The organism is Maribacter corallii (assembly GCF_047345415.1).
Classification (GTDB): Bacteria; Bacteroidota; Bacteroidia; order Flavobacteriales; family Flavobacteriaceae; genus Maribacter_C.
The window spans coordinates 62142-87585 of the sequence record NZ_JBLFEP010000005.1; the positions used below are offsets into that span (position 1 = coordinate 62142).

31 protein-coding genes are annotated in these 25444 nt (G+C 37.4%); 29 read left to right on the forward strand and 2 right to left on the reverse strand.

The genetic code is table 11. The annotated features are described in order from the left end of the window. Positions 1 to 32 precede the first annotated feature (32 nt). The 29 genes from ACKWCA_RS17710 (at position 33) to ACKWCA_RS17850 (ending at position 22492) form a co-directional block, all read left to right on the forward strand. Positions 33 to 1685 (forward strand): N-acyl-D-amino-acid deacylase family protein, encoded by a 1653-nt coding sequence (locus tag ACKWCA_RS17710; RefSeq protein ID WP_413979560.1) that lies wholly within the window; start codon positions 33 to 35, stop codon positions 1683 to 1685. A gap of 20 nt (positions 1686 to 1705) precedes the next feature. After that, positions 1706 to 3067, forward strand: a complete 1362-nt coding sequence (locus ACKWCA_RS17715) for a serine hydrolase domain-containing protein (protein WP_413979561.1) — start codon at positions 1706 to 1708, stop codon at positions 3065 to 3067. Between the two features lie 163 nt (positions 3068 to 3230). Beyond that, the gene (locus tag ACKWCA_RS17720; protein WP_413979562.1) at positions 3231 to 3701 is read left to right on the forward strand and encodes a hypothetical protein; all 471 of its coding nucleotides are present in this window, start codon (positions 3231 to 3233) and stop codon (positions 3699 to 3701) included. A 279-nt stretch (positions 3702 to 3980) separates the two neighbouring features. Next, entirely contained in the window at positions 3981 to 4448 is a 468-nt protein-coding gene (locus ACKWCA_RS17725; RefSeq protein WP_413979563.1) for a DUF1572 domain-containing protein, read from the forward strand. A 127-nt stretch (positions 4449 to 4575) separates the two neighbouring features. Further along, positions 4576 to 5028, forward strand: coding sequence for a nuclear transport factor 2 family protein (locus tag ACKWCA_RS17730; RefSeq protein ID WP_413979564.1), 453 nt, complete (start codon positions 4576 to 4578; stop codon positions 5026 to 5028). 346 nt (positions 5029 to 5374) lie between these two features. Further along, entirely contained in the window at positions 5375 to 5941 is a 567-nt protein-coding gene (locus ACKWCA_RS17735; RefSeq protein WP_413979565.1) for a Crp/Fnr family transcriptional regulator, read from the forward strand. 63 nt (positions 5942 to 6004) lie between these two features. Continuing rightward, complete coding sequence (locus ACKWCA_RS17740) at positions 6005 to 6457, forward strand: DoxX family protein (protein WP_413979566.1); 453 nt, start codon at positions 6005 to 6007, stop codon at positions 6455 to 6457. Further along, a complete protein-coding gene (locus tag ACKWCA_RS17745; protein WP_413979567.1) occupies positions 6427 to 6705 on the forward strand; it encodes an FEKKY domain-containing protein in 279 nt (92 codons plus the stop codon). The genes ACKWCA_RS17740 and ACKWCA_RS17745 overlap by 31 nt, the downstream gene beginning before the upstream one ends. Before the next feature lie 192 nt (positions 6706 to 6897). Further along, positions 6898 to 7755 (forward strand): bifunctional helix-turn-helix domain-containing protein/methylated-DNA--[protein]-cysteine S-methyltransferase, encoded by an 858-nt coding sequence (locus ACKWCA_RS17750; protein WP_413979568.1) that lies wholly within the window; start codon positions 6898 to 6900, stop codon positions 7753 to 7755. 2 nt (positions 7756 to 7757) lie between these two features. After that, on the forward strand, positions 7758 to 8471 hold the full coding sequence (locus tag ACKWCA_RS17755) for a 2OG-Fe(II) oxygenase (RefSeq protein WP_413979569.1): 714 nt from the start codon (positions 7758 to 7760) through the stop codon (positions 8469 to 8471). 4 nt (positions 8472 to 8475) lie between these two features. Continuing rightward, positions 8476 to 8721, forward strand: coding sequence for an Ada metal-binding domain-containing protein (locus ACKWCA_RS17760; protein WP_413979570.1), 246 nt, complete (start codon positions 8476 to 8478; stop codon positions 8719 to 8721). After that, positions 8708 to 9310: an alpha-ketoglutarate-dependent dioxygenase AlkB family protein gene (locus tag ACKWCA_RS17765; RefSeq protein ID WP_413979571.1), complete on the forward strand. Its 603-nt coding sequence runs from the start codon at positions 8708 to 8710 to the stop codon at positions 9308 to 9310. The genes ACKWCA_RS17760 and ACKWCA_RS17765 overlap by 14 nt, the downstream gene beginning before the upstream one ends. Before the next feature lie 76 nt (positions 9311 to 9386). Next, positions 9387 to 10118 (forward strand): SDR family NAD(P)-dependent oxidoreductase, encoded by a 732-nt coding sequence (locus tag ACKWCA_RS17770; RefSeq protein WP_413979572.1) that lies wholly within the window; start codon positions 9387 to 9389, stop codon positions 10116 to 10118. A 172-nt stretch (positions 10119 to 10290) separates the two neighbouring features. Further along, entirely contained in the window at positions 10291 to 11388 is a 1098-nt protein-coding gene (locus ACKWCA_RS17775; protein WP_413979573.1) for a serine hydrolase domain-containing protein, read from the forward strand. Positions 11389 to 11577: 189 nt separating this feature from the next. Beyond that, positions 11578 to 12111 carry a hypothetical protein gene (locus ACKWCA_RS17780; protein WP_413979574.1) on the forward strand — a complete coding sequence of 178 codons (534 nt, stop codon included), beginning with the start codon at positions 11578 to 11580 and terminating at the stop codon, positions 12109 to 12111. Between the two features lie 151 nt (positions 12112 to 12262). Next, positions 12263 to 12553: a YdhR family protein gene (locus tag ACKWCA_RS17785; protein ID WP_413979575.1), complete on the forward strand. Its 291-nt coding sequence runs from the start codon at positions 12263 to 12265 to the stop codon at positions 12551 to 12553. A 348-nt stretch (positions 12554 to 12901) separates the two neighbouring features. Then, positions 12902 to 13444: a DUF5946 family protein gene (locus ACKWCA_RS17790; protein ID WP_413979576.1), complete on the forward strand. Its 543-nt coding sequence runs from the start codon at positions 12902 to 12904 to the stop codon at positions 13442 to 13444. Positions 13445 to 13783: 339 nt separating this feature from the next. Further along, entirely contained in the window at positions 13784 to 14218 is a 435-nt protein-coding gene (locus ACKWCA_RS17795) for a cupin domain-containing protein (protein ID WP_413979577.1), read from the forward strand. A 268-nt stretch (positions 14219 to 14486) separates the two neighbouring features. Beyond that, positions 14487 to 15578: an adenylate/guanylate cyclase domain-containing protein gene (locus ACKWCA_RS17800; protein ID WP_413979578.1), complete on the forward strand. Its 1092-nt coding sequence runs from the start codon at positions 14487 to 14489 to the stop codon at positions 15576 to 15578. A 172-nt stretch (positions 15579 to 15750) separates the two neighbouring features. Then, a complete protein-coding gene (locus ACKWCA_RS17805) occupies positions 15751 to 16077 on the forward strand; it encodes an ArsR/SmtB family transcription factor (RefSeq protein ID WP_413979579.1) in 327 nt (108 codons plus the stop codon). After that, entirely contained in the window at positions 16074 to 16529 is a 456-nt protein-coding gene (locus ACKWCA_RS17810) for an SRPBCC family protein (RefSeq protein ID WP_413979580.1), read from the forward strand. Before ACKWCA_RS17805 ends, ACKWCA_RS17810 begins: the two co-directional genes overlap by 4 nt. A gap of 3 nt (positions 16530 to 16532) precedes the next feature. After that, positions 16533 to 16928: a DoxX family protein gene (locus ACKWCA_RS17815; protein ID WP_413979581.1), complete on the forward strand. Its 396-nt coding sequence runs from the start codon at positions 16533 to 16535 to the stop codon at positions 16926 to 16928. A gap of 418 nt (positions 16929 to 17346) precedes the next feature. Continuing rightward, positions 17347 to 18429: a hypothetical protein gene (locus ACKWCA_RS17820; protein ID WP_413979582.1), complete on the forward strand. Its 1083-nt coding sequence runs from the start codon at positions 17347 to 17349 to the stop codon at positions 18427 to 18429. Between the two features lie 95 nt (positions 18430 to 18524). Next, on the forward strand, positions 18525 to 19289 hold the full coding sequence (locus ACKWCA_RS17825; RefSeq protein WP_413979583.1) for a DapH/DapD/GlmU-related protein: 765 nt from the start codon (positions 18525 to 18527) through the stop codon (positions 19287 to 19289). Positions 19290 to 19556: 267 nt separating this feature from the next. Further along, complete coding sequence (locus tag ACKWCA_RS17830; RefSeq protein WP_413979584.1) at positions 19557 to 20066, forward strand: hypothetical protein; 510 nt, start codon at positions 19557 to 19559, stop codon at positions 20064 to 20066. 214 nt (positions 20067 to 20280) lie between these two features. Next, the gene (locus ACKWCA_RS17835; RefSeq protein WP_413979585.1) at positions 20281 to 20532 is read left to right on the forward strand and encodes a hypothetical protein; all 252 of its coding nucleotides are present in this window, start codon (positions 20281 to 20283) and stop codon (positions 20530 to 20532) included. 38 nt (positions 20533 to 20570) lie between these two features. Beyond that, positions 20571 to 21053, forward strand: coding sequence for a GNAT family N-acetyltransferase (locus ACKWCA_RS17840; RefSeq protein WP_413979586.1), 483 nt, complete (start codon positions 20571 to 20573; stop codon positions 21051 to 21053). A gap of 253 nt (positions 21054 to 21306) precedes the next feature. Continuing rightward, positions 21307 to 21924: a hypothetical protein gene (locus ACKWCA_RS17845; protein ID WP_413979587.1), complete on the forward strand. Its 618-nt coding sequence runs from the start codon at positions 21307 to 21309 to the stop codon at positions 21922 to 21924. Between the two features lie 100 nt (positions 21925 to 22024). Further along, positions 22025 to 22492, forward strand: a complete 468-nt coding sequence (locus ACKWCA_RS17850; RefSeq protein ID WP_413979588.1) for a hypothetical protein — start codon at positions 22025 to 22027, stop codon at positions 22490 to 22492. A gap of 32 nt (positions 22493 to 22524) precedes the next feature. Here the strand turns inward: ACKWCA_RS17850 and ligA are convergent, their stop codons facing one another. Together ligA and prmC are read right to left on the reverse strand one after the other, a co-directional pair. Next, on the reverse strand, positions 22525 to 24522 hold the full coding sequence (ligA, locus tag ACKWCA_RS17855; protein WP_413979589.1) for an NAD-dependent DNA ligase LigA: 1998 nt from the start codon (positions 24520 to 24522) through the stop codon (positions 22525 to 22527). 15 nt (positions 24523 to 24537) lie between these two features. Beyond that, entirely contained in the window at positions 24538 to 25413 is an 876-nt protein-coding gene (prmC, locus tag ACKWCA_RS17860) for a peptide chain release factor N(5)-glutamine methyltransferase (RefSeq protein WP_413979590.1), read from the reverse strand. Between the last annotated feature and the right edge of the window lie 31 nt (positions 25414 to 25444).

Consider the following 25444-nt stretch of genomic DNA (forward strand, 5'->3'; position numbering starts at 1 on the left):
CGCAACCCTTAGCCTCAAATAAATTAAGAACTATGAAAAAATATATTTTCCTAATTATTGGTCTTACAGGTTTTTTTTCGTGTATTCAACATCAACCTGCTGATTTCTTCATACAAAACGGAACTATTATTGATGGCCTTGGAAATCCAGCTATTAAAAGGAATCTATTGATTCGAAATGGCAAAATGGAATTAGTAAAACTAGGAGAAAACGTTGATGCTCTAAAAACCATAGATGCAACTGGCTTAGTTATCGCTCCTGGATTTCTTGATATTCACAATCATTCGGATTGGAGTATAATCGATACCGTCAACCGCTTAAATGAGACCTATATTAAACAAGGGGTCACAACCGTAGTTGGAGGACCTGATGGTTACCATTCTCCGAGTGATATACTTAAAATGATTAATGCCTATAATGAAAATGGTATTGGCACCAATGTAGCCTTCTATGTAGGGCATAATGGTATTCGTAAAGAAGTAATGAAAGAAGATCAACAAAGGTCACCCACGAATGAAGAATTGGAAGAAATGAAAGCCTTAGTAAGAGCGGGAATGGAAATGGGAACCATTGGTTTATCAACTGGTTTAATGTACGAACCGGGAATCTATAGTGACACTGATGAAATTGTAGCATTGGCAAAGGAAGTTGCGCCTTACAATGGAATTTACGATTCCCATGTTCGAAATCCTGTACATGCTTTTGTCAAATCACATAGAGAAGTTATTGAAATAGCTACTCAAGCCAACATAACCGGAAAACTAGGCCACCTCAAAGCGGTTGGTTTACATAACGAAGGAGCCATATCGGAAATCATAGATATGGTTGAAACATCAAGAGCGGATGGATTCGATATCGTATCTGATCAATATCCTTATGATGGTGCCCAGGTAGAAAATTTGGAAACCATTATTGTTTTACCTTTTTATATGGAAGAACGTCGAATTATAGATAGTCTAGCGAGTAACAACAAATTAGATGAGGCTATGCGTTTGATGAAGTTAACTTTAGCGGATCAAGACAAAAGATCTCGAATAAAACAAACAAGTGAAAACGGGGAAAATGGCGGCTTTGCGTGGTTAAAGGCTACTGGTTATTCAAGTATGAGAATTACCAATAGTAAAGATTATCCTGAACTAGTTGGCAAGTATCTCTCAGAAATTGCAGAAGAAAGAAAAATGGGTGGCTTTGATTTGGTCTGTGAATTATTAATTAAGGGCAAAGAAAGCACAGCAATAACCTTGGGAGGCATTAATGAGAATGATGTGCAGACCCTTTTATTACAACCGTGGAATATGATTGTTAGTGATGGCCTATATGTGAAGCATTCAACAGCTTCTGGAGGTCATCCTCGCAACACGGGAACATTTCCAAGAGTATTGGGGCATTATGTGCGTGATTTGAAACTGTTATCATTAGAGGATGCAATACGCAAAATGACATCCTTACCTGCCGATGTCATAGGATTTAAAAATAGAGGTCGAATTAAAGATGGATTACCTGCGGATGTCGTAATTTTTAATCCAGAAACAATTATTGACAATTCTACGTTCGAGCAACCAAATTTATATGCCAGTGGGGTTATTCATGCATTTGTAAATGGAATTCCTGTTTTGCAAAATGAAGAAATGACCGGGAATGCTCCTGGTATATATTTAAATCGAAAAGAAGCCCATAAAAATTAATCTTCTAATACGAATTACCAATGAAAAAGATAATAATAGTTCTTACAACAATAGCATTTATCATTATTGGCTGCAAAGAAAAAACTAAAATTTCAAAGACAACGCCATTACAATCCTATACTGATTCATTATTTCAAGTAGGTGTAGATAGCTCGCAAATTGCAGGAGCATCCGTTCTTGTTTATCAAAACGGAAAAACACTGATAAAAAAGACTTATGGATATGCTAGTTTAGAGCTTTCTGTTCCTGTGCCTGAAGATGGTGTTTTTGAAATTGGATCCGTTACCAAACAATTTACCGCAGCTGCCATACTTAAATTGGTTGAAGAGAAAAAACTCGCTTTAAATGATGATTTCACGAAATACTTGGAATTCGATACTAAGGGCCGAAAAGTGACCATTGACAATTTATTGAATCATACATCAGGTATTCCAAGCTATACCGCTATGGCAGAATTTGGGGAATTAATGATTCAGGACCTTCCTCGAGATTCATTAGTTCGTTTAGTAGAATCAAAAGCCTTTATGTTCGAACCAGGGGAAGCATTGATATATAACAATTCGGCTTACTTTTTTCTGGGATTAGTTATTGAAAAAGTAACAGGACAGACATACGAAGCGTATTTAAAAGAGACTTTTTTTGACCCTTTAGAAATGACCAGCACTTCTTATAGCTCCAACATAGAAATCGCTAAGAATAAAGTGTATGGCTATGGTTATTCTCCTGATGGTCTTAAACAAAAGAGGTATTTAAATCATTTATGGCCATATGCTGCTGGTTCTCTTTCGAGTAGCACCAAAGATTTATTAATTTGGATGACTGCGCTACATCAAGGAAAAGTATTATCGGAAAACCTATATCAATCATTAATTACTCCTGGTCAACTAAAAGACGGCTCCAATATCCATTACGCAAAAGCTTTAACGAATTCTTCAGATTTTGGGAATCATAGAATTGGTCATGGCGGAGGTATCAACGGTTTCTTAACCGATACCAGATATTATCCGGATGAAGATTTATATATCATTTGCTTAGTAAACACAACCGGACCTAAAGGGGCGAGTTATTTTGCAGATGAAATTTCATGGCAATTGCTAGATAAAAATGAACCACAAAGTATTGATTTAGATATTGACACTAAACTTTTGGAAGGGAAATATACCGGAGCTGTAAGAGGTTCTTATACCTATTCCATAGAAGTGAAATCAATTTCGAACGGTTTGACTATTCAATCAGAACGTGACGAAAAGGCAGATACGTTAAAAACATATATGGGCAACAATACTTGGGCTGATGACAACGCTAGAATAATCATAAAGAATAATGAGTATCGTTTCGTAAATCCAAGTGCTTACTATATCCTTAAAAAGGAGATTGAATGACGAAAGGCTAGCATCATAAAATCATCAAGGAGACAGTAAATTAAGGAGTTGTGGCTCGCTTTATCTTTCTTTTGTAGTGACAAGAAAATGCACCGCAGTCGGCTATTATTGTACGCACCGCCGTGTTTAAAATTATGGAGCAATTTTTGATGCCTGACAGCGTATGACAAGAACAGGGTTCATTACTTTGATAGGTCTTGCTTTGGGACTACTAATGAATGGGCAAAACAAGACAATTACAGCAACTGATTTACATGGAAATTGGGTCCTCGAGCTTAATAAAAATGAACCCGTGCGCGATGAATTTATTTTCAAAAGGCAGAAACCGTCTGAAAATCGAAGAGCAGCTGTTACTATCACAATCACTTTACTAGAATTTGATGAATGCTTAGTCGACTACGATGAGCGTATGTACTGTGGCAATGTGGGGCGTACTGATTACAGCTGGGCTTTTGACAACAGTTTAGGAATAATCAATATTTATAGATCTGAAAAATGGTTGAGAGCTTTTAAAGAAGAAAATCCAGACGAGTTTAAAAGTTTAGACGTACCAGATAAGTATCACGAAATGGAGCTTAGTTTAACAGTGCTAAAAAACGGCGGTATTGGATTGGAAATTATGAATTGGGAATGATTTAGTAAACCCTCGATTATAAGAAGTCTAAAGGTAGACAGAGTAAAAATCATACACAGTAATACGCACTTAAAAGCTAAATCGAAAGTTCTGCGAATTTGCATAATATTGCTAAATCTTTAGGGTTTAGCTTTGGACAAAAAAAGAAAAACCTGCCCTCCGGTTACCGGCAAAACCAAAAGATTTCGTTATGTGCTTGGTGGAAAACCTATGAAGCGATAGCATCTAAATGTATCTAGCCGAGACCGTGGTGTGAAATATGACCAAACATGCTTCAATATGACAAAAAGCGAACAACTAGCAAACCGACTTCAAGAGGTAATCCTAAACGGAACTTGGATTGCGAACACGAATTTTAAAGACCAAATAGACAATTTAGATTGGAAAATTTCAACAAAAAAAGTTGGATCTTTACATTCAATTTCAATTTTGGCTCAACATATCCATTATTACATAATGGGAATAAAAAACGTATTTGATCATGGGAAACTTGAAATTAAGGATAAATACAGTTTCGACTTTCCACCCATTGAATCGCAAACTGAATGGGACGCATTCAAGAATAAATTTTGGGACGACACGGAAAAACTTGCTGAATTAATCGAGAAAATGCCTGAAGGACAACTTAATGAGAATTTCGTTGACGAAAAATACGGAAGTTATTTACGAAATATTGACGGAATGATAGAGCACAGTTATTATCATTTAGGACAGATTGTATTGATAAAAAAGATTATGAACGAATAAAAATACTCAACACGATACAGTAGATAAGCTATGACGTGACCTTTACCCAATTGGAACGATTTGTGCCAACACATCACAGCTCATATACACAACCCTTATAAGGCATTAATCAATTTAAAAATCAATTATGAAACGATCAATTATCCTTACAATGTCTCTATTTTTCGCCCTAACGCTTTACCTTCAGGGACAAACCAAACAGGACTCTTTAGACATCAAACAAGTTGCATTGGATTACATTGAATCCCAACATAATGTAAAGCCTGAACAGTTCGAAGGCGCAGCTCATCCAAGAATGGTTAAAAGGACTTTTTGGACGAATAAAAAAACAGGTAAGGAATATTTACGGGAAACTTTTACCGATGCTATGATTTTACTTGCAGAAACTTATAATCTAGACAAGGACAAATTTCCTGAAAACCCAAAAAAAGAAGTGATCATTCTTGATGTGTTCGATAAGGTAGCTTCCGTAAAACTAATAGCAGACGATTGGATCGATTATATGCACATTGTAAAACTAAATGGAAAATGGCAACTTGTGAATGTGCTATGGCAGTTTAATGACTCGAAAGCGCATTAAGATTTCTGAAGTCAGATTGGAACGGAAAAAACGTTCTACACAACCTATAAACACTACAGGATGCGTTACTTAGACCATCGGTTTGCATATTTTTATGAGGTCGCAATCCCGATAGCTGTCGGGTTGGGGTTTTACTTTTTAGCAAGACAATGAAAAAAAGAAATGAAAATAAAAACAACAGCGGAGTAAAAAACAATGCCTAACAATGTGCATAATTCACTGCTAGCACTCCCCTACTTAGGAAAATCATCGCGGATTTTCTAGTTGGTTTGCGTTTGTTAAATTAGTTACTGAAACATGTAACGAAATCATAGAAAAAACCGCTAGCCACAAGTAAAAAAAGAAAATGAACGAAATCAGAAAGTTTATTGACACTATATCTCCGATGAACGATTCTGATTGGGACTTTTTCTCTTCAAAACTACAAGAAGTAAGACTTGAAAAAAATACCACGATATTAAAAATTGGTGAAATTGAAAATTATTTGTCGTTTGTTTCAAAAGGAGTGATCAGACTTTATATTCCAAAAGAAGAATCTGACTTAACCTTTGGTTTTTTATTTGACAATGAATTTGTAACAGGTTATGATTCATTTTTAACACAAACCCCTTCTGAATATCAAATTGAAACGTTGACCGACACCATTTTATGGAAAATTTCCAGCAAAGACTTAGAAGAAGTCTATGAAAGAACAAGCAATGGAAATATTATCGGACGAAAAATGGCCGAAAATATGTTTTTAATAAAATCAAAGAGAGAACTTGCCTTATTGAGTAAAACAGCAGAAGAACGATACTTGGACTTATTCTCTGACAGACCGAAATTGTTAAAGCAAATCCCATTAAAATATATTGCATCATACATTGGTGTAACTCCACAAGCATTAAGCAGAATAAGAAGACGCATTACTTAACTTGGGTTCATTGTTTTTACTTCGGTGTTTTCTGAATTTTACACTTCAATAATTTCGAAAGACATGAAAACACTAATTGTACTATTGTTAAGTTTTGCTATCTCCATTTTTGCAATTAAAATCATCAAAAAAGAATATGATTTTGCCCTATCCGCCAGAATTGCTATGTCAACAATGCTCCTATTCACGGCTATTGGACATTTTATGTTTACAAAAGGAATGTCAATGATGATACCAAAATTTATTCCTTTCAAAGAAAGTTTTGTCTACCTAACGGGAATATTTGAAATCTTAATGGCAATAGGACTTGTTACTTTTAGATTTAAGTATATAGCCGGGTTGACACTAATCATTTTTCTGCTGCTCATGTTACCGGCTAATATTTATGCTTCAATTAATAATGTGAATTATCAAAAAGGAACATTTGACGGAAATGGTCTTCCCTATTTGTGGTTTAGAATCCCTTTACAAATCCTTTTTATAGTTTGGACATATATTTGTTCAATTCGAATGTAATCTCAAGAAACGCCTGCCGCCAAAATGAAAACCAGGCAATTTTAGATTTTAAAAATGGCAGAAAACCGATAGTAGGAGATGGATTCATCTCGGATGAAACCATAAAAAAAAGAGAAAAATTAAGTGCAAAATATGGGATTGAATATGATTATGTATTTGGCTGTTTGGTTATGGTTCCCGAATCAAGAATAGTAAATAGATATAATCAAATGATGAAAGAACTAGCTGGAGCAGAAAATCTGTGGTAACATAACCAATGGATAGTTCGGGGTTCGGGCTTGCCTGCCCAACTACAGGAGCATAAAGTTTTGACTATTTGTTAAAACCAAAAGGTTCTCTGCTTTCTCACTACACTTACCCAACCGTTGTGCATTCAGCAAGTTTCGGGTTTTCTAAGAGTGATATCAATTCTATTTTTGACTTTATAAAATTTGAACGTAATGAAAGAGCAAGAATACATAAATTATACTCGAATAGCAGAAGCCATTGAATACATACAACAAAACTTCACAAAACAACCAACTCTTGAGGAAATTGCAAAAAATGTTCATGTAAGTTCATTTCATTTTCAAAAAATGTTTACGGACTGGGCAGGAGTTAGTCCTAAAAAATTCTTGCAATTTATTAGTGTTCAACACGCAAAACAGATGCTACGTAATTCACAATCCACTCTATTTGAAACCGCGTACCAAACAGGACTTTCGGGAACCGGAAGATTACACGATTTATTCGTCAAAATAGAGGGAATGACGCCTGGAGAATTCAAAAACAGGGGAAAAAACCTGATCATAAACTATAGTTTCGCTGAAAGTTTATTTGGGCGAATTCTAGTCGCTTCAACACACAAAGGAATTTGTTATATGGGCTTCTCGGATGATAAACAAACTGCGTTTTCAGAATTGGAAAAACGCTTTCCAAAAGCAAGTTTTATTCAAAAAAAGGACGAAATTCAACAAAATGCCTTACAAATTTACACACAAGATTGGAGCAAGATCAATAAAATAAAACTACACCTAAAAGGAACAGATTTTCAGCTGAAAGTTTGGGAAGCACTTTTAAAAATCCCAACGGGAAATCTAGCATCTTATGGTACTATTGCTGACCTCATTCAAAAACCGAAAGCTTCGAGAGCGGTCGGAACTGCGATCGGAAATAACCCTATTGCTTATTTGATCCCTTGTCATAGAGTTATTCAGTCCACAGGGGTTATCGGTAGTTATATGTGGGGAACACCCCGTAAAACAGCAATTATCGGTTGGGAAGCATCAAAAAGTAACACTCCGAATATTTGGGTATAGCAATGGAAGACTTGAAAACAAAACTTGCCGCAACCGATTGGCAATCTGTAACTGAATCAATGAACGAAAAAGGGTATGCCATTATTCCCGAAATGCTTTCAGACGAACAATGCAATGAACTAATACAGGAATACAATAACGAAAAACTATATCGAAAAACGGTTGTAATGGAACGCTATCGTTTTGGTCTGGGCGAATATAAATACTTCGATTATCCACTTCCTGAAACCATTCAAATAGTAAGGGAAACAATATATCCTAAACTTTCGCCTATCGCAAATCTTTGGATGAAAGTGCTCAATATCAATAAAAAATTTCCCGAAACATTTGAGGAATTACAATCTCTTTGTCAACAAAATAATCAGTTAAAACCAACACCATTGATCTTAAAATATGGAAAAGGTGGTTTTAATACGTTGCATCAAGATTTATATGGAGAGATATATTTCCCCATGCAATGTGTCCTCTTTTTAAACGAACCAGATACGGATTTTACAGGTGGAGAATTTGTCATGACAGAACAAACGCCAAGGGCACAATCGAAAGCCATAGTTTTAAAACCAAAAAAAAGCGATATACTCATTTTTACTACAAATTTCCGACCAGTTAAAGGAACTAGAGGTTATTATCGAGTACATATGAAACATGGCGTAAGTGAAGTTATCAGTGGAGAACGACATACTTCAGGCGTTATATTCCACGAAGCAACCAGTTAGTCAAATGATAAAACATATCGAAATTGATGATGCCGAACTTTATCAAAAAATAAGGCAAAAGGAAGTTACTTATGGCGGAAATCTCAAGCTAAAAATCTACGGAACCCTGCAATGCCGATCGGGCAAAAGAATGAAAAGAAAAAACCGTATTTTTTTCAATACAATCGAAGAAGCCAAAGAGCTTGGTTTCAGACCTTGTGGACATTGTTTGCGAGCCGACTATAAAATCTGGAGAAATGGACTTATTTAATGCCACAAAAAATGCTAATATCTTACCTTTTGATGGAGAAGTAAATTATTACGGTTCAGTAATGAATATCGAAAAAGCGCAACATTATTTCGACCAATTGCTACAGAATATTCAATGGGCAAACGACAAAGCTATTATTCTTGGAAAATTGATTATTACGAAACGTAAAGTAGCATGGTATGGGGATAAACCATTTGATTATACGTATTCAAAAACTACCAAATCAGCACTACCTTGGACAAAAGAACTTTTAGAACTGAAGGAAATTGTAGAAAATAAGACGGGAGAAAAGTTTAACTCTTGTTTGCTTAATCTTTATCATAATGGAAACGAGGGAATGGCCTGGCACAGTGATGGTGAAAAAGATTTGAAAAAAAATGGTGCAATTGGTTCATTAAGTTTTGGGGCAGAACGCAAATTTTCTTTTAAACATAAAGAAACAAAACACACTGTTTCAGTGCATTTAGAAAGAGGTAGTCTGCTGGTTATGAGAGGTGAAACGCAAACAAACTGGCTTCACCGATTGCCCCCAACCAAAAAAGTAAAACATCCAAGAATAAATTTAACCTTTAGAACAATCGACATTTAAAACCGCAAGTATCGGGCTTTATAAGCACAACCGTCAATGTATTTTTGCATTCCGATTATTAATCAAATCAGGCAATATGCAGACATTGAAAGACAAAGTACTACTCATTACAGGAGCGAATAGAGGAATTGGGAAATCACTCGTAAAATCATCCTTGGCGAAAGGAGCCAGAAAAATTTACGCCACTTCCAGAAATTTAGGTAAAATGCCAAATTTTGGAGACGACAGAGTGGTAACAATGGAGTTGGACATTACAGATAATGCCGAAATTTTAAACGTTTCAGAACAAACAAAAGACGTAGAAGTTCTCATAAACAATGCAGGAGTTTTGAGTCAAGGTAGTGTTCTAACGGGAAAAATCGATGCTGTAGAAAATGATATGAAAGTGAACTATTATGGTACCATAAATATGATGCGGGCATTTGCACCGATATTAGAAAAAAACGCACCATCAAAAATAGTCAATCTTGTTTCTATTGTAGCTTATTCACCACTTCCTTCAATTGCCGGTTATTCAGCATCAAAATCGGCTTTGTACTCAGCTACACTTTCAGTAAGAATTGAACTTGCCAAAAAAGGAATAACGGTTCACGCAATAAATCCAGGAGCAATTGACACAGATATGAACAAAGGAAGCGAATGGAATATGCCAGCAGCGGACGGAATTGCAATCGTAATTTTGGATAAAGTAGAAGCGGGAGAATTGGACATTGTACCTGACGAAATGGGACTCGGAATGTTCAACGCTTGGAAAGAAGCGCCTTCAAAATTGGCTGAAATGTATGCTACTATATATCACGGAGAATAAATATGGATAGCAAGTCAGCTTAAGAAGATGCGAACGCACAACAGGGTATAAAAATAATAGCGGTTTCGGTTTTTAATCGAAGTCGCTTGTTTATATTTAAAGTCGTTTCTAGAAGGAAAGGTTCATACCTCAAAATCCGCTACTACTCGTATACTAAACATTACCTTTTATTATGAAAAACATAACAGCATTAACAATCCTAGCATTATTCGTTAATTCACTTTGTTATGGACAGGACCCCTATACCTATTCCCAACCGAAAGAACTTGGGGACGGATGGAAAACGGAAAATTTAAAATCTCAAAACGTTGACACGACTTTGATTTATAAAGCATTCGGCCAATTAAAAAACAAAGAAAACGAAATACACAGTGTTTTATTGATAAAAAATGACCGCCTGATTATTGAAGAGTATTTTAAAGAGCATTCGGCAGACCAACCTCACGACCTTCGTTCTACCACGAAAAGCATCAGGTCAATTTTATTGGGAATTGCAATTGACAAAGGGTTTATTGAAGACATTGACGACCCAATGTCAAAATATCTCAAAAGTCCTATGCCCAAAAAGAATCTCGATAAGAGGAAGAATAACATCACCATCAAAAATCTCTTGACCATGTCAAGCGGACTTGATTGTAACGATTGGAACAAAAAATCAAAAGGGCAAGAGGACAAAGTCTATAAAAAAAAGGATTGGCTTCAATATACCCTTGATTTACCATTGGTCAATGAACCAGGCGCAGTATCAAATTACTGTTCAATGGGTGTCGTTTTAATCGCAGAAATAATAAGTCAAGCTTCGGGAATGACAATTGACAAATTCGCTGAGAAATATTTATTCAGCCCTATGGGAATTGATAATATCAATTGGGGACATACGTCGGATAAAGAAATCATACCATCTGGAAAGAGATTATATATGACTTCAAGGGATATGGCAAAAATTGGACAATTGGTACTCAATAAGGGAAAATGGAACGGAAAAAAAATCGTATCGGAGAACTGGATTGAAGAATCAACTACACCGAAAACCAAAATTACAGGAATTGACTATGGTTATCTTTGGTGGAACATTCCATTTAAAGTAAACGACAAAATTGTTGTTTCCAAAACTGCAACCGGAAATGGAGGTCAGTATATTATGATTCTTCCAGAGTTGGATATAGTTGTTGTATTTACTGGAGGAGCTTACAATTCTCAAGATGATAAATTACCCTTTGCAATGTTGAATGATATATTCCTTCCGACATTCGATATGGTGGAACAATAAAAAGGAGAACACCGTTTATAAAACATAGCTAATAAGTGCTAAACCTGAAGGTTTGTACTCATTTTGAAAGCAAAATATAAGAAATCTGCTCTGTGCAAACATGTATAGGTCAGGTAGGTCCAAAAAGTTAGTATCTTTTGAAAAGCTACGTCTAGTACACAAAACCGTTACCCAACCTAATACCTATCAATGAGTAAAAAAGACTTTTTTAGAATCATTTTCAAACTCTTCGGACTTTATTCAGTTATCATTACTGTTCTAAACTATATCCCAGCTAATTTTAGTTATGTATTCTATAAGTTTGAACCACTAATAATTTTATGGGTTTTAGGTGCTTCTATACTAGCCATTGGACTTTACATTTTGCTGATAAGAAAAACAGATAAAATTCTTAACTGGTTAAAAATCGAGGAAGGTTTCGATGATGATCGAATAGAAATCGGAAACTTTAATGGACTTGGTGTACTTAAATTGGCCTTAATACTAATTGGTGGGTTTTTAGTTGTTGACCATTTACCGAAACTGTTACACTATACCTATTTAGCCTTTAAAAAAGAAGTATCTCCAAATGGACTAAACTTGTTGGAGAGCTATGATAATTTTGGTCAAATGGACTATGCGCAATGGGCAATTTCCGGAATAAATGTAGTCATGGGATATTTGCTATTGATGAATTACAAACGAATGGCTAGCTGGCTGAACAAGAAAAATAACGTTGGATAAAAAACCTAATAAGGACCTCGGGTATAAATCTGCCTTCAGGCAGACGAAAAAGGAAAATTTTCTTGCTTCCGAACGAGGCTTAGCGCTGCTGTTAAATACCATAGCATTAGCGAATAGTCACCAAAAATATCTATAAAATAAATCGAAGCTTATGATCTTACAAGTAATCAAGTTGAAATCGGACCTTTCTGAAGAAGAACTGTCAAAACGGGCCAAGGAAAGAGAGCCGCAGTTTCAGGCCATTCCAGGGCTGCTTCAGAAATATTATGTTAAAACGGATCAATCAGGGCAATATGGAGGGGTATACGTTTGGGATTCCCCAGAAGCACTCCAAGCTTATCAAGAATCAGATTTGGCAAAAAGTATTCCCGAAGCTTACGATATTACGGAAGTGCCGACCATTGAAATCATGGATATACTTTTTCAGTTAAGAAATGAATAAAAACGACACCTATAAAGGGCAAGAAAACATACATGGTGAATGGCAAACATTGACGTTTCGTTTTTCAAACCAAATGTATTTTGGTGATGAAGTTTTCGGTTTGAAAGCCGCCCGTTTCTAAGTCAAACCATTATGATTAATTTGAGAAATTTTGAGTTCAAACCTTACTAAAAGACATTTAAGCAAAAGTCCGAAAGAATTGTTCTGGCGCTCCTTATTGGGAATCCCCTATTCGGAATTGCAAGTTGAATAATTATCTTACTTTTCAACCAAAGAACTTAACCGATCTGTCACGCACACAAGCCTAAACAAATCATATACGAATACTTTGGGGACAGGATAAAAACCATGCAAAACTATATTGACCTAGCAGCAAAGAATGGAGTGTCCCTTATCGGTGTGGGGGATTGTCAATTTTGTGGTGCTAAAGCAGAACGAGGAATTCATGAATGTGTAGAGATTTTTAGCCTTGGATTTCAAGCAATTGATTACTCAAAACCTGAGAATCACCTGTTTCGATTTATCTCTGTAGACGCGCATACCTTGCAGCACCCTGAAATTCATGGACGTTGGAGTAATCACTTTCATTTGACAAGGCAACACTTAATGTTTTACTATAATATCAAATGGAACTACATGCTTTCCCCAAAACTTAGCGACCATTTGAATAATTATAAAATTCACCATAGCGAAGAATATTTAGAGCCCCCCGCAATACTCAAACGAGGTAGGATCACAACAACCGATGTTCTAGACAATTCTTCTACCGAAAGTAACTGTCAAAAAATGATTGATCAATGGGGTCGAAAAGTATATGATTCATGGAGTCAAAACCTTGAAATTGTAAACAGAATTGCACAAGGGTTTTTAAGAAACAACAACAGCTTATGACCTACTAAAAGCATAATTAATAAAGACGAATGGCCGTATTCCAACAAGAAGAATTTATTCCCCTCCTAAAAAAAGAAGATATCGAATTTACCGATTAAATCAGAGGCAGTCGAAAATGAAATCCATAGAACAATCTTTGGATTTGGATTTACAGATGGAAAATAAAAACGTATGTTAAGACCGTGTATGGGTACTCAATTGTCCCTAAGTTATTTATGAATCCCGATAATGATCAGGGCGAGGACTTCACATCTACGATTTACTTGCTAAATTTAGAATTGAAATAAAGTTACTGACCGTACACAAAAAATTTGACAACTATCTAAACCAAATTATAAAATGAATCCAAAAATTATAAAAAGTGGTACAGGCCACAAGTTAAATGTCCTGGGTGATAATCAGGTCATCAAATTGTCGGCAAAAGATACAAATGGTCAATTCTCACTTATCGAGCAAAACAACAATCCCGGAATGGGAATTCCGCCTCATGTACATGAGAACGAAGATGAGGTTTTTCACGTATTGTCAGGTAAGGTAGAAATGATCGTTGGTGATGAATTAACGACTTTGTCGGCTGGCGACATGATCTTTTGCCCAAGGGGTATTCCTCATTCCTGGAAAGTAATTGGTGAAGAAAAGGCAAGCGCAATGCTGAGCATTTTTCCAGCTGGTTTGGAAGTCATGTTTGAAGAACTATCGGAATTGCCCGCTGGACCGCCCGACTTGGAAAAGGTGAGTGAAATATGTGGAAAATACAACTTGCGGTTTGTATAAGTTAGGATACGGTTATTTCCTGAACGCCTGTACCAAGGGGCAGGGAAATCATGTGAAAAAACCTATCCCTAACAGCAGGCAGTCAAAAAGTTATAGCAACAAGCGCATACAGAAACGAAAAGTTTCCTTGGCCTACCCTACCTGTCGCTGGCCAACCGTTGTAACATATGACGCCCATTGTGAATGTCAGTTGATTTTTCTAGTGATGAGGAACCAAAAACGGATTTTATAAATAACTTACTCACGCCAAGCACTACCTTTGATTCAAATGGATCCAAAAAAAGAGAGACTTCTCTTAAAAATAGTACCGTACCCTATTATATTTCTGTTGGGAGGGCTACTTTATGCCAATGTAGAGTATGGTTTGCTGGGGGAATCATACGTATATCCGGTTTCCGAAGCTGTTTATGACCCCTTAAATTCCGTTTTGTCGCTGACCATTATGACAATTATCTTAGGACTGGTACTAGGTATTATTGAAGAATCGGTGTTCAAGAACAGGTTTAAAGAATTACCATTTGTCCTAAAAATACTGAGTAAAACGCTGCTTTACATTTCCATTTTTGCCATCACGTTATTAGGCTTCTCTCTTGCCTTGAACATTGTAAATACAGGCAAGTCATTAGCTGATGCCGAAGTTTATCAAACTGTATTCATTTTTTTTAGTAGTTATGGCTTTATAAGTATTATCCTTTTTGCTAGTTTTTTCATTGGACTAAGTCTATTTTTTACTGAAATCGTAGATTACCTCGGACTAGATATCGTTGGTAATTTTTTTTCCGGCACCTATTCAAAACCAGTCTATGAAAGTAGAATTTTTATGTTTTTGGACATGAAAGACTCGACTACAATCGCTGAGAAAATCGGACATAAAAAGCACTATCAACTAATCAATGAATACTATAGCGATATGACCGAAGCGATAGTACAGACAGAAGGGTCTATTTACCAATATGTAGGGGATGAAATTGTGGTTTCTTGGAAACTGGATAAGGGTTTACGGAATTGGAATTGCTTAAAGTGCTTTTTTTTGATTGAAAATGGTATTCAACGTAGGTCTGAAAACTATCTGAAAAAGTATGGCGTGGTTCCGGGATTCAAAGCTGGATTGCATTGTGGGGAAGTCACTCGTGGGCAAATAGGACAAATCAAACGAGATCTTTTATATACCGGAGATGTTCTGAACTCCACGGCCAGAATTCAAGGATTGTGTAATCACTTAGGCGTTAATCTTTTAATTTCAGGCCAACTTAAAAAATTGCTGCCCAAAAACAACCTGAATTTCAAACCAATGGGTGCATATGAACTCAGAGGTAGACTGAAAAAGAAAGAACTTTTTGCGGTAAGTGAAAACAACTAAACAGCCTTGGATTTACCGCTCTTACAGATTCACTTTCGCCAATTCATTCAAGACAAGGTACAACGGGAAGGTATTTTCATTTTCTAAATAGCCATCTTGAATCGGTTTTTGAAAATTATTTGCGTAACCGAATGATTACGTTTATATTTGTAACCGAACAGTTACTTAATTTATGAGAAGAGATGTTTTCCAAGCAATCGCGGATCCCGTTAGAAGAGAAATTATCGAATTGCTCGCAATGCAGCCTTTAAGTGTAAATGAGGTAGCGGAAAAGTTTGAAATTAGTCGACCCGCAATTTCCAAACACTTGAAAATACTAAGCGAATGTGGAATCATTGCTTTCAATAAGGTCGGGAGAGAACGTTTATGTTTAATCCAACCACAAAAACTAATTCCCGCATTCCTATGGATAAAACAATACAATAAATTATGGGAAGACCGAATAGATTCCTTTGAAAATTATATTGATCAAATACAACTAAAAAAAGATAAAAAATGAGTGATTTAGCGAACAGAACATTGACAATTGAGAAAGTTTTTAATGCCCCTATACAGGTTGTTTGGGATGCTTGGACACAATCAGAGCACATTTTAAAGTGGTGGGCGCCAAATGGAATGGATATCAAAGTAATTCAACACGACTTTAAGGTTGGGGGTAAATGGAAATATTCAATGTCAATGCCAAATGGAGGCGAATTTATATCAGCAGGAACCTATAGGGAAATTATAGAACTGAAGAAAATAATTACGTCTGCTGATTTTAAACCTATGACTGAAAATGTAGAACTGCAGACCTACTTTGAAGCAGATGGTGACAAAACAAAATTTATTTTTAAGGTTATTCACCCTACACCCGAATATTGTAAGCAACAGGAAGAAATGGGATTCTATAATGGATGGGGTTCTGCCTTTGATAGATTGGAAACACTAGTAGACACCTTATCCAAATAGAAAATGAACAACAAGACAAGGAAAATAATTTACCTAATCGCGACAAGTTTACTCACCTTGATGGTGCTTGCAACCCTTGCTAATGGCATATTCAACCCTGAATTCACAAAAAGATTTGTAGAAATCGGTTTTCCAACGTATCTCATCATACCATTAATGACCGCAAAAGCCTTCGGCATACTAGCATTATGGACAAACAGATTTCAATTTTTAAAAGAATGGGCGTATTCAGGGTTTTTCTTTGTTTTTCTATTAGCGATGTTAGCGGAAATCAATGCTAATATTCCAGATTATTTCTCCCCTCCTATGGCATTGATTTTTCTTTTAATATCGTATGTTCTTTGGAAAAAAGAACTCAAGGAAACGAAAATGACTGTTGCTAACAATCACTATAATTAACTGCGCTTTAATTTCGTAGACACCCACCTTCCAGTCAGCAGGTTTCGGTTCGGCTGCCACAATAACTATGGTGGTTCGGACGAATCATGGTGATGAGCCATAGCCTTAACGTTGTAGTGAATTACGACCAAAGGCGCACAGCTAAAGTCTATAGCGGAAATGTAACGGCAAAAGGCCACAAAAAAATTGCACAGAAAATCCTTTGACGGTAAAGCAGATAACTAAGTATGGTATCGAACTTGCACAATGCCTAGTTGACTTTTAAAAAAAGCATATCAAACTGTTAACAATATCTATAAAAAATAATAGGAAGGAGCTTAATATGTAGTTTTGTACTTTTCAGTTATTCGTGAACGAGGAAATGGCCTTCAAGATCCGTTCCTTTTTAGCCACTGACAATTGTACCCGATATTTACATATGAGCAAAAAACAATTTTTCATTCCTGCCCTCTTACTATTGATATGCCCGCCATTACATGCACAGCATTGGAACAATCCATCCGAAAAATATAAGGATGCATATAAAAAATATAGCAACGCCACCTGTCCGATACCTCAAGATAGTATTCGCCACTTTGTTTATTTTTCAAGAGATCGAGCATCTATTGTAAATCATCCATTGCTTTTCTCTTCACGATTTAGAGGCGCACAAATAATGTATTCTTGGAAAGAATTAGAGCCTGAAAAAGGACAATTCAATTTTTCTCCGATCCGAAAAGATATCGCCTATCTAAGTACATATGGAAAAAGACTTTTCATTCAGTTACAAGATGTCACCTTTGACAAAAGATATAAAGCCGTGCCCGATTATTTGTTGACCGGTGAATATGATGGAGGCGCGGTTTTTCAATATAATGATGATGGAGAACCCGAGGGTTGGACAGCCAAAAGATGGAATAAAAAAGTACAAGAACGTTTTGCGATATTACTCAAGGCATTAGGTGATGAGTTCGATAAAAAAATAGAAGGGATTAATCTCCAGGAAACCGCCATCGGTGTAAATAGTAAAACGGACGCTAGTTTTACCGAAGCAACTTATCTCCAAGGAATCAAAAACAATATGTTGGCTGCTAAAAAAGCTTTTCCAAATGCCACAACGATGCTCTATGCCAATTTTATACCTGGAGAATGGCTACCTTTTGACGACAAGGGATATCTAAAAAGCATTTACGAATATGGAGAGAAAATTGGTGTAGGACTTGGTGGACCTGATTTAATGGTCACCAGAAAAGGGCAATTAAATCACGCACTTGCGCAAATGCACGAAGGGAAATTCACAGCTCCTCTTGGAATTGCAGTCCAAGATGGAAATTACATCAGTAAAACCGGTGCTGACAAAGATTATGAAGAAAATAAAGATAGCGGCCTTAAAGGTAGAAAGAACCTTGTGCCAATGTTACATGCTTTCGCAAGAGACTTTTTGAAGGTCAATTATATCTTTTGGGTAAATCAAGAACCTTACTTCGAAGAAGATGTAATTCCTTGTCTTTCGAATGAGTAGATTACAAAAGCGCAGGAAGTGATTAAGCGGAAATAGGACACAAAGGGCCATACAATAGGAAAATCGGTCATAAAAACCCGTATAAAAATTCCGGGATGTATTTGAATACCCCGACCCGAGACATCAATCAAAACCAGATTATAGAATGGTGGTCATTGAAAACTAAATCGATAAGAACACTGATGGGGCAAGTAACTACCCATAGCATAAACTCATTTCAAATGGAACAAAAACTGACTTTAAAAGATTTCATATCCAATATCCCGGAGGTTTTCAAAACGTTCCAAAATCTAGCACCTTGGGAATTGACAACCGATTTGAAAGAAATCATTGAAAGAATAATACCCGAACTTGGTTCAGAGTTCAAAGTAGAAAACGGAGTTGCAATTCATAAATCCGTTACTGTAGAAAAAGGAGTAACGATCAAAGGACCATTTATAGCCATGGAGCATTGCCATATTGGAGCCAACTCCTATTTTCGGGAGGGGGTCTTTCTGGGCAAATCAGTAAAAATCGGACCCTGTACAGAAGTAAAAAGCAGTTTAATATGTTCTCGAACCGCAATTGCACATCTTAACTATATCGGTAACAGTATTATCGGGCAAAATGTGAATTTTGAGGCGGGCTCAATTGCAGCCAACCACTACAACGAAAGAGAAAACAAAAGAATCTGGATTACGTACCATGGGGAATCCATTGATACCGGAGTAGAGAAATTCGGTGCCTTGGTCGGGGATGATTCCAAAATCGGAGCAAACGGAGTTTTATCCCCAGGAACCATATTAACCAAAAATTCTATTGTGGAAAGATTGGAATTGGTAGACCAACAATCAAAGAATATAAAAATAGATCCAAACTAGTAGAACGAGCACTGCTAATCGAAGAGAAAAATGGGTTTATGATTAAAAATTCCAATAAAGACATACGTCTTCTATATCTGAAGTACTTCATGTGGTAGATGTGATGTGCATTGATGCAGAAGACAAAATAAACTCCATACGAGTGTATTTGGGCAGCCTACCTAAACGGAAATCCTTAGTTTTATAAAAAAGACGAGCGATAGCATATTTGCCCGACGTATCAGAGCTACACTGTTCGCAAAATTCTAGAAATTTCAAGTCATGAAAATGAGCAACTATTTTATTCTATTCGTTGTTTCCTTACTCTTCTCTTGCACCTCAAAAGTAAAAGAGTCCGGTTACGACATTGTGTACAAAAACGATAAGAACGGTAAAACGTTACTAGGGAGCAAGCAAGAATTAATTCGACATATCAGAGGAGGTGCAGATATTAAGGTAGGATGGGGTTCTCAGGGAAAGAATCATACCATCGAACATTTATCCATACCTGTTTGGATCGCTATCTTAGATGAGACAGAAGTTATAGCCCATTTGGATCCACAGGTATTATCAAAGACAGATTGGGAGAACCTTACCGCAAGTTATGCTGATAGTACGCTATTAAATCAAGAATGGCGAGTTGTACTGACCTCAAAGGGCGAATTCGATGCCGTTTGGACTTCCAAAGCGGATGGCAGCTTGATAAAGAGAATTCCACAAAAGCACACAATGACTTGGTTTGTTAAAGATGGTATGAAGAATAACACGCCTTTTTTTCGAAACGAAGGAATTAAATAAGAGGAAAAAATACCGCAAAGAACGCATTTAACCTATTTCCGAAATTTCTATGTTTCAACTATACGCCACGAACTAAAACCAGTAACAACTGAAAAAGCTTGATTATGATTTCACCACGGACCTCTATGCCTGTCCCGGAATTAGGCTCAACTTTTTCGATGGTCTTGAGCGTATAGCCCCTTCAAACCTACCAGAACAATACACCAAAGCTCATGTGGACTTTGAGGAGTTGCAAAATCGTGAGTACATCGAGCTAGACGAGTTTAATGATATAGAGCTCATCGAGGGATATAATGAGCTGATTGAATTACATAAATACGAGGGAATGATCGCAGTACATGATGTTCTATTACAATTGAACGAAAAAAAGGAACTGGAATGTATCAACTATAGGAATGATTTCATGTTCTTGATTGACGAACACGATTCAGGAGAAGTGTATCCATTGCTCGTGAAAAACAAATAGAAGCGTTTTTATCCAAGACTGTTTGCTAAAATCAAAAAATGAAAATCGAATTAATACATATGGGAAATGCGCTTTTAGAAAAAGCAATCGAATACTTCTGGAAACAATGGGGTAATGAATCGAATTTTGACTTTTATAAAAATTGTATTGAAAACTCAGTTTCCAATGATATATCAATACCGAAATTTTATGTAATGCTCGATGATGAAAAAATCATTGGCTCTTATGCCTTACTACTAAATGACCTTATAAGCAGGCAGGATTTATGTCCTTGGTTTGCTTGCCTATTTGTTGATGAAAATTATAGAAATCAAGGCTTAGCAACCAAAGTGATACAACATGGTTGTGATGAATCGCGAAAGAGAGGGTTTGACAGCTTATATCTTTCAACGGATATAAACGATTTTTACGAGAAAAAAGGATGGCACTATTATGCGAATGGATATACAGCCTTTGGAGACCGCATAAAAATCTATTCTAAAAAACTAAATCAAGACTCTGCTAGTATTGACCATAAATAATGTCCTGCCGCTTGCGAACGTCTTTTTTGGTACTCTTATCCATTCTGAAAATGGTCCAGAAGCAGGGGTTTTTGGGGCCTATTGACTTTACATTAAATTTGCTGCTATCATTGGTGCACTGGATGTTGACTAGAAAAATAAAGCGCTATAATACGATATTCGATAAAAAATATAGGTATAGTTCTTAACCCTGTATACAATAGCTACCTTTATTGGGCCGATACAGATTTATCATGCTTTTCAAGCAATCACTATGAATTTCATTAAAAGACTGAAAAGTAGAATCGAAATGTTTTTCAGTTCAAGTACCTTGAGTACGAAAAGCTTCTTTTGTGGTATCGGAGATACGATCATTCATGAAAATGAAATTAAGGTCATGAAATATCCCTTTAAGCCCTCCCTTGCGTATCCGGAACGCATGTTTTCCGCAAGCGAAATAAATGCCATAAGTACCGCTTTCGGAATTTGCAAGGTCTATATAGAAAATGATATCATTTTCATTTCGGCAGAGAAAAAGGAAGAATTAACCGAATTTGCTCAAAGAAATAATATCGAACTTCGTGAACATAGTTGGAATTGGGATTGGATTTTAGAACCGTATCTCGACACCGAACTCACTGAAGAGGGGGAAAATAGAATCCGGATGGCTTTGGACAAGGTTGGTATTGACCAAATGGAGACGGATACCATTCGCAAAGAAGTAGGTAAACAGATGTACAAATACAACTTTGACACCATGCTATGGGAATGGTGTAGTTTGGGATTGTATGATGTTTTAAGCGCAATGCGAGTAAAATACAACGAAACGGCATTTAAAACCTTTTACCAGAGAGCGATCGAAATAGATAAGAGAAGAAAAGAAACAGCATAAAATAGCTTGAAAACACGATAGGAATTTACGGCGTAACGATATAAAGTAGTACAGCTGCTATTCGGTCTTGTTTTCAAAGCTAAACGAATATAAAATCACCATGATGAAACCAAATCCGCAACTTGAAACATTTATGGCGCCGTATAATAGCAAAATTCAAGGGCTGGCCATGGAATTACGAGATTTCATAACGGGTCTTGTCCCGGAAGCCAATGAGTTAATTTGGGACAACTATAATGCCGTTGCCCTAGCCTATTCAAAATCGGAACAGCTGAAAGATGCCTTTTGTCATATGGCCCTCTACACCCATCATATAAATTTCGGATTTAACCGAGGGGCGGAACTAACCTATACACCCATAAAATTGAACGGAAAAGGAAAACTGATACGACATATCTCAGTAAAAGACCTCCGATCTTTTCCTGAACAAGACATAAAAAGAATGATTTGGGAGGCCGTCGGCATCTCCGAAAAAAGGAATGGAGAGCTTAAGACCAAACAAGGTATTCCCAAAAGCATCGTCATGTCCATTTCCGAAAAAAAAGTGAGACCAAGTTCAAAAACTTAGAGCGCTCCGTAAATTCCTTACGCAAGAAAGGTTTAATTCAAGATTTCCAAAAAATCATCTTCCGAAATGATCTGCACCCCTAAGCTTTCGGCTTTGGTACGTTTACTAGGTCCCATCTTGTCCCCCGCGACCAAGTAAGTGGTTTTCGAAGAAACCGATGAACCCACCTTACCTCCATTATCCTCGATGAGCTTTTTTAATTCGGTACGACTTATCTTTTCAAATACCCCGGAAACAACAAAGGTCTGTCCTTTGAGCTTTTCCGTTTGATTTTCCAACTGTTCCGCAGCAAGTTCGAATTGAACACCATACGTTTTCAAGCGGGCAATGATCTCTTGATTGGTATCATTTTGAAAAAACTCCACCACACTTTGCGCAATACGCTCGCCGATCTCATCTACTGCAATCAGTTCTTCCTCAGTGGCTGCCATCAAGGCATCGATATTTTTATAGGCCTTTGCCAATTTTTTGGCAACCGTCTCACCGACAAATCGAATCCCCAAAGCGAATAAAACGCGCTCAAAGGGTATAACGGTCGAGGCTTGAACCCCGTTCACCAGGTTCTCGGCCGATTTTTCCGCCATACGTTCCAAAGGCATGACCTGTTCTTTAGTCAAGGTATACAGGTCTGCATAATTGGTTATAAGGCCTTCCTGAAAAAGTAGCGTGACGGTCTCACTTCCCATTCCCTCGATATCCATTGCCTTCCTTGAAATATAGTGTTGAATACGTCCGGTAATCTGCACGGGACAACCATAGTAGTTCGTGCAATAATGCTTAGCATCTCCTTCCGTACGTACCAAAGGGGTGTGACACTCCGGGCAATTTTCGATATAGGCCGTGGGTGTTGAATCTTTGGGGCGTTTACTGAAATCGACCCCAATGATCTTCGGAATGATTTCCCCACCCTTTTCCACAAAAACGGTATCTCCTTCGCGAATATCGAATTTGGCGATTTGGTCTGCATTGTGTAGGGAAGCTCTTTTTACGGTGGTACCGGCCAGTAGAACAGGCTCTAAATTGGCTACTGGTGTGATGGCACCGGTACGTCCCACCTGATAGGTGATTTCGTTCAATAAGGTCGATACCTGTTCTGCCTTGAATTTGTAGGCCATGGCCCATCGGGGTGATTTTGACGTGTGCCCGAGTTCCTCTTGTTGTTGCAACCCGTTGACCTTGATAACGACCCCATCGGTCTCGTAAGGGAGGTCGTGGCGATGCTCATCCCAATAGGTTACGAATTCCATGACTTGATCCGTTGATTTGCAAAGTTTGGCCACAGTGGGAACCTTAAACCCCCATTCACGCGCTTTGTCCAACATTTGCCATTGCGTTTCTATCCCCGTGTTTCGCCCGACTATACCATAGAGTAGGCAATCTAAGGGTCGCTGGGCGACCAATGAACTATCTTGCAATTTCAAACTTCCAGAGGCGGTGTTTCTCGGGTTCATATAGGGTTCTTCCCCATTAGCTACACGTTCTGCATTCATTTTAGCAAAGCCATCGAAAGGCAAGACGATCTCACCCCGAATATCAAATTTCGAAGGATAGTCGCCCTTTAATTTTAAGGGTACCGATTTGATTGTTTTGATATTTGTAGTCACATTATCTCCTTGAAAACCATCACCGCGGGTTACCGCCTTAACTAGTTGTCCATCCTCATAAGTGAGACTGATCGAGGCCCCATCGTATTTGAGTTCACAAGTAAATTCAACTTCAACGTCACCCAAAACCCTTTGAATCCGTTTTTCCCAATCTTCAAGATCTTCCTTAGAATACGAATTGTCCAAAGAATACATACGGAAGTCATGAACAACGGTCTCAAAGTTCTTGGTGACCATCCCCCCTACCCGTAAAGTAGGTGACGTAGGGTCATGAAATTCAGGATGTTGCCCTTCCAATTCTTGCAATTGCTTCAATTGCATATCGAATTCATAATCCGATATGGTGGGTTGATCCAAAACATAATACTGGTAGTTGTGCTCGCGAAGCGCAGTTCTGAGCGTTTCTATTTTCTTTTTGATATCCATGTAACGTTGGTCATTTTAGTCGGGCCTGGTGAACGTCCCCTTTAACATGCGATCATTCCCGAACAAATCTTTTCGGTGTTCAATTTCCGAAAAATTATGATCATGCAAAAGTTGTTCGGTTTCGACCGCCAGATATTGATTGATTTCAAAAAATAAGCTGCCAAAGGGTTTTAACCGTTCTACCGCAAATTCGGCAATCGCCCTATAAAATAGAAGTGGATTCCCGTCCGGTACGAAAAGTGCCATTTCCGGTTCGTTTTGCAATACGTTCGCATTCATGCCTTCTTTCTCCGATTCCCTTACATAAGGTGGGTTCGAAACAATGATGTCGAAGTGATCTTCCAACTGAAGTTTGAAAATATCCTGCTCAAAAAAGGTCACTTTAACACCATTTCTCTTCGCGTTCTTTTTAGCCATTTCAAGGGCCTTTTTAGAAACATCGATCCCGTACACCATTGTTCTTGGTAAGTGCTTCGCCAGGGCAATCGCGATACAGCCAGAACCTGTACCTAAATCTAAAATCTTTATAGGCTCGCCATTCGACAGCTGATCATTAAGACGTGATGTTTCCGAAAGAATCCATCGTACAAGGTCTTCCGTTTCAGGCCTTGGAATGAGCACATGTTCATTGACCAGAAACTCCAAATCCATAAAATGGGTGGACCCTAAAATATATTGGATCGGTTCATGTAATCGCAACCGGCTTAATGCTTGAAAAAAAAAGGTTTCGGATTCTTTATCTATGGTCAGTTCCGGTGTTAGTGCCAGTACGAAACGTTGTAAATTCAGATGCTGTTCGATTAACATACCGAAGAAGCTGTTCACCTCGTCCCTTCCGTAACTAGCATCCAATTCTCGGTGGAATACTGATTTTACCTCCCGTAAAAGCATGTCTTAAAATAAGTTTCGGGTCGGCCACCTG

Excerpts from the sequence above, each read along its gene's own strand:
- ACKWCA_RS17710 (WP_413979560.1), top strand. The coding sequence starts at position 33 with ATGAAAAAATATATTTTCCTAATTATTGGTCTTACAGGTTTTTTTTCG.
- ACKWCA_RS17715 (WP_413979561.1), top strand. The coding sequence starts at position 1,706 with ATGAAAAAGATAATAATAGTTCTTACAACAATAGCATTTATCATTATT.
- ACKWCA_RS17720 (WP_413979562.1), top strand. The coding sequence starts at position 3,231 with ATGACAAGAACAGGGTTCATTACTTTGATAGGTCTTGCTTTGGGACTA.
- ACKWCA_RS17725 (WP_413979563.1), top strand. The coding sequence starts at position 3,981 with ATGACAAAAAGCGAACAACTAGCAAACCGACTTCAAGAGGTAATCCTA.
- ACKWCA_RS17730 (WP_413979564.1), top strand. The coding sequence starts at position 4,576 with ATGAAACGATCAATTATCCTTACAATGTCTCTATTTTTCGCCCTAACG.
- ACKWCA_RS17735 (WP_413979565.1), top strand. The coding sequence starts at position 5,375 with ATGAACGAAATCAGAAAGTTTATTGACACTATATCTCCGATGAACGAT.
- ACKWCA_RS17740 (WP_413979566.1), top strand. The coding sequence starts at position 6,005 with ATGAAAACACTAATTGTACTATTGTTAAGTTTTGCTATCTCCATTTTT.
- ACKWCA_RS17750 (WP_413979568.1), top strand. The coding sequence starts at position 6,898 with ATGAAAGAGCAAGAATACATAAATTATACTCGAATAGCAGAAGCCATT.
- ACKWCA_RS17755 (WP_413979569.1), top strand. The coding sequence starts at position 7,758 with ATGGAAGACTTGAAAACAAAACTTGCCGCAACCGATTGGCAATCTGTA.
- ACKWCA_RS17760 (WP_413979570.1), top strand. The coding sequence starts at position 8,476 with ATGATAAAACATATCGAAATTGATGATGCCGAACTTTATCAAAAAATA.
- ACKWCA_RS17765 (WP_413979571.1), top strand. The coding sequence starts at position 8,708 with ATGGACTTATTTAATGCCACAAAAAATGCTAATATCTTACCTTTTGAT.
- ACKWCA_RS17770 (WP_413979572.1), top strand. The coding sequence starts at position 9,387 with ATGCAGACATTGAAAGACAAAGTACTACTCATTACAGGAGCGAATAGA.
- ACKWCA_RS17775 (WP_413979573.1), top strand. The coding sequence starts at position 10,291 with ATGAAAAACATAACAGCATTAACAATCCTAGCATTATTCGTTAATTCA.
- ACKWCA_RS17780 (WP_413979574.1), top strand. The coding sequence starts at position 11,578 with ATGAGTAAAAAAGACTTTTTTAGAATCATTTTCAAACTCTTCGGACTT.
- ACKWCA_RS17785 (WP_413979575.1), top strand. The coding sequence starts at position 12,263 with ATGATCTTACAAGTAATCAAGTTGAAATCGGACCTTTCTGAAGAAGAA.
- ACKWCA_RS17790 (WP_413979576.1), top strand. The coding sequence starts at position 12,902 with ATGCAAAACTATATTGACCTAGCAGCAAAGAATGGAGTGTCCCTTATC.
- ACKWCA_RS17795 (WP_413979577.1), top strand. The coding sequence starts at position 13,784 with ATGAATCCAAAAATTATAAAAAGTGGTACAGGCCACAAGTTAAATGTC.
- ACKWCA_RS17800 (WP_413979578.1), top strand. The coding sequence starts at position 14,487 with ATGGATCCAAAAAAAGAGAGACTTCTCTTAAAAATAGTACCGTACCCT.
- ACKWCA_RS17805 (WP_413979579.1), top strand. The coding sequence starts at position 15,751 with ATGAGAAGAGATGTTTTCCAAGCAATCGCGGATCCCGTTAGAAGAGAA.
- ACKWCA_RS17810 (WP_413979580.1), top strand. The coding sequence starts at position 16,074 with ATGAGTGATTTAGCGAACAGAACATTGACAATTGAGAAAGTTTTTAAT.
- ACKWCA_RS17815 (WP_413979581.1), top strand. The coding sequence starts at position 16,533 with ATGAACAACAAGACAAGGAAAATAATTTACCTAATCGCGACAAGTTTA.
- ACKWCA_RS17820 (WP_413979582.1), top strand. The coding sequence starts at position 17,347 with ATGAGCAAAAAACAATTTTTCATTCCTGCCCTCTTACTATTGATATGC.
- ACKWCA_RS17825 (WP_413979583.1), top strand. The coding sequence starts at position 18,525 with ATGTATTTGAATACCCCGACCCGAGACATCAATCAAAACCAGATTATA.
- ACKWCA_RS17830 (WP_413979584.1), top strand. The coding sequence starts at position 19,557 with ATGAGCAACTATTTTATTCTATTCGTTGTTTCCTTACTCTTCTCTTGC.
- ACKWCA_RS17840 (WP_413979586.1), top strand. The coding sequence starts at position 20,571 with ATGAAAATCGAATTAATACATATGGGAAATGCGCTTTTAGAAAAAGCA.
- ACKWCA_RS17845 (WP_413979587.1), top strand. The coding sequence starts at position 21,307 with ATGAATTTCATTAAAAGACTGAAAAGTAGAATCGAAATGTTTTTCAGT.
- ACKWCA_RS17850 (WP_413979588.1), top strand. The coding sequence starts at position 22,025 with ATGATGAAACCAAATCCGCAACTTGAAACATTTATGGCGCCGTATAAT.
- ligA (WP_413979589.1), bottom strand. The coding sequence starts at position 24,522 with ATGGATATCAAAAAGAAAATAGAAACGCTCAGAACTGCGCTTCGCGAG.
- prmC (WP_413979590.1), bottom strand. The coding sequence starts at position 25,413 with ATGCTTTTACGGGAGGTAAAATCAGTATTCCACCGAGAATTGGATGCT.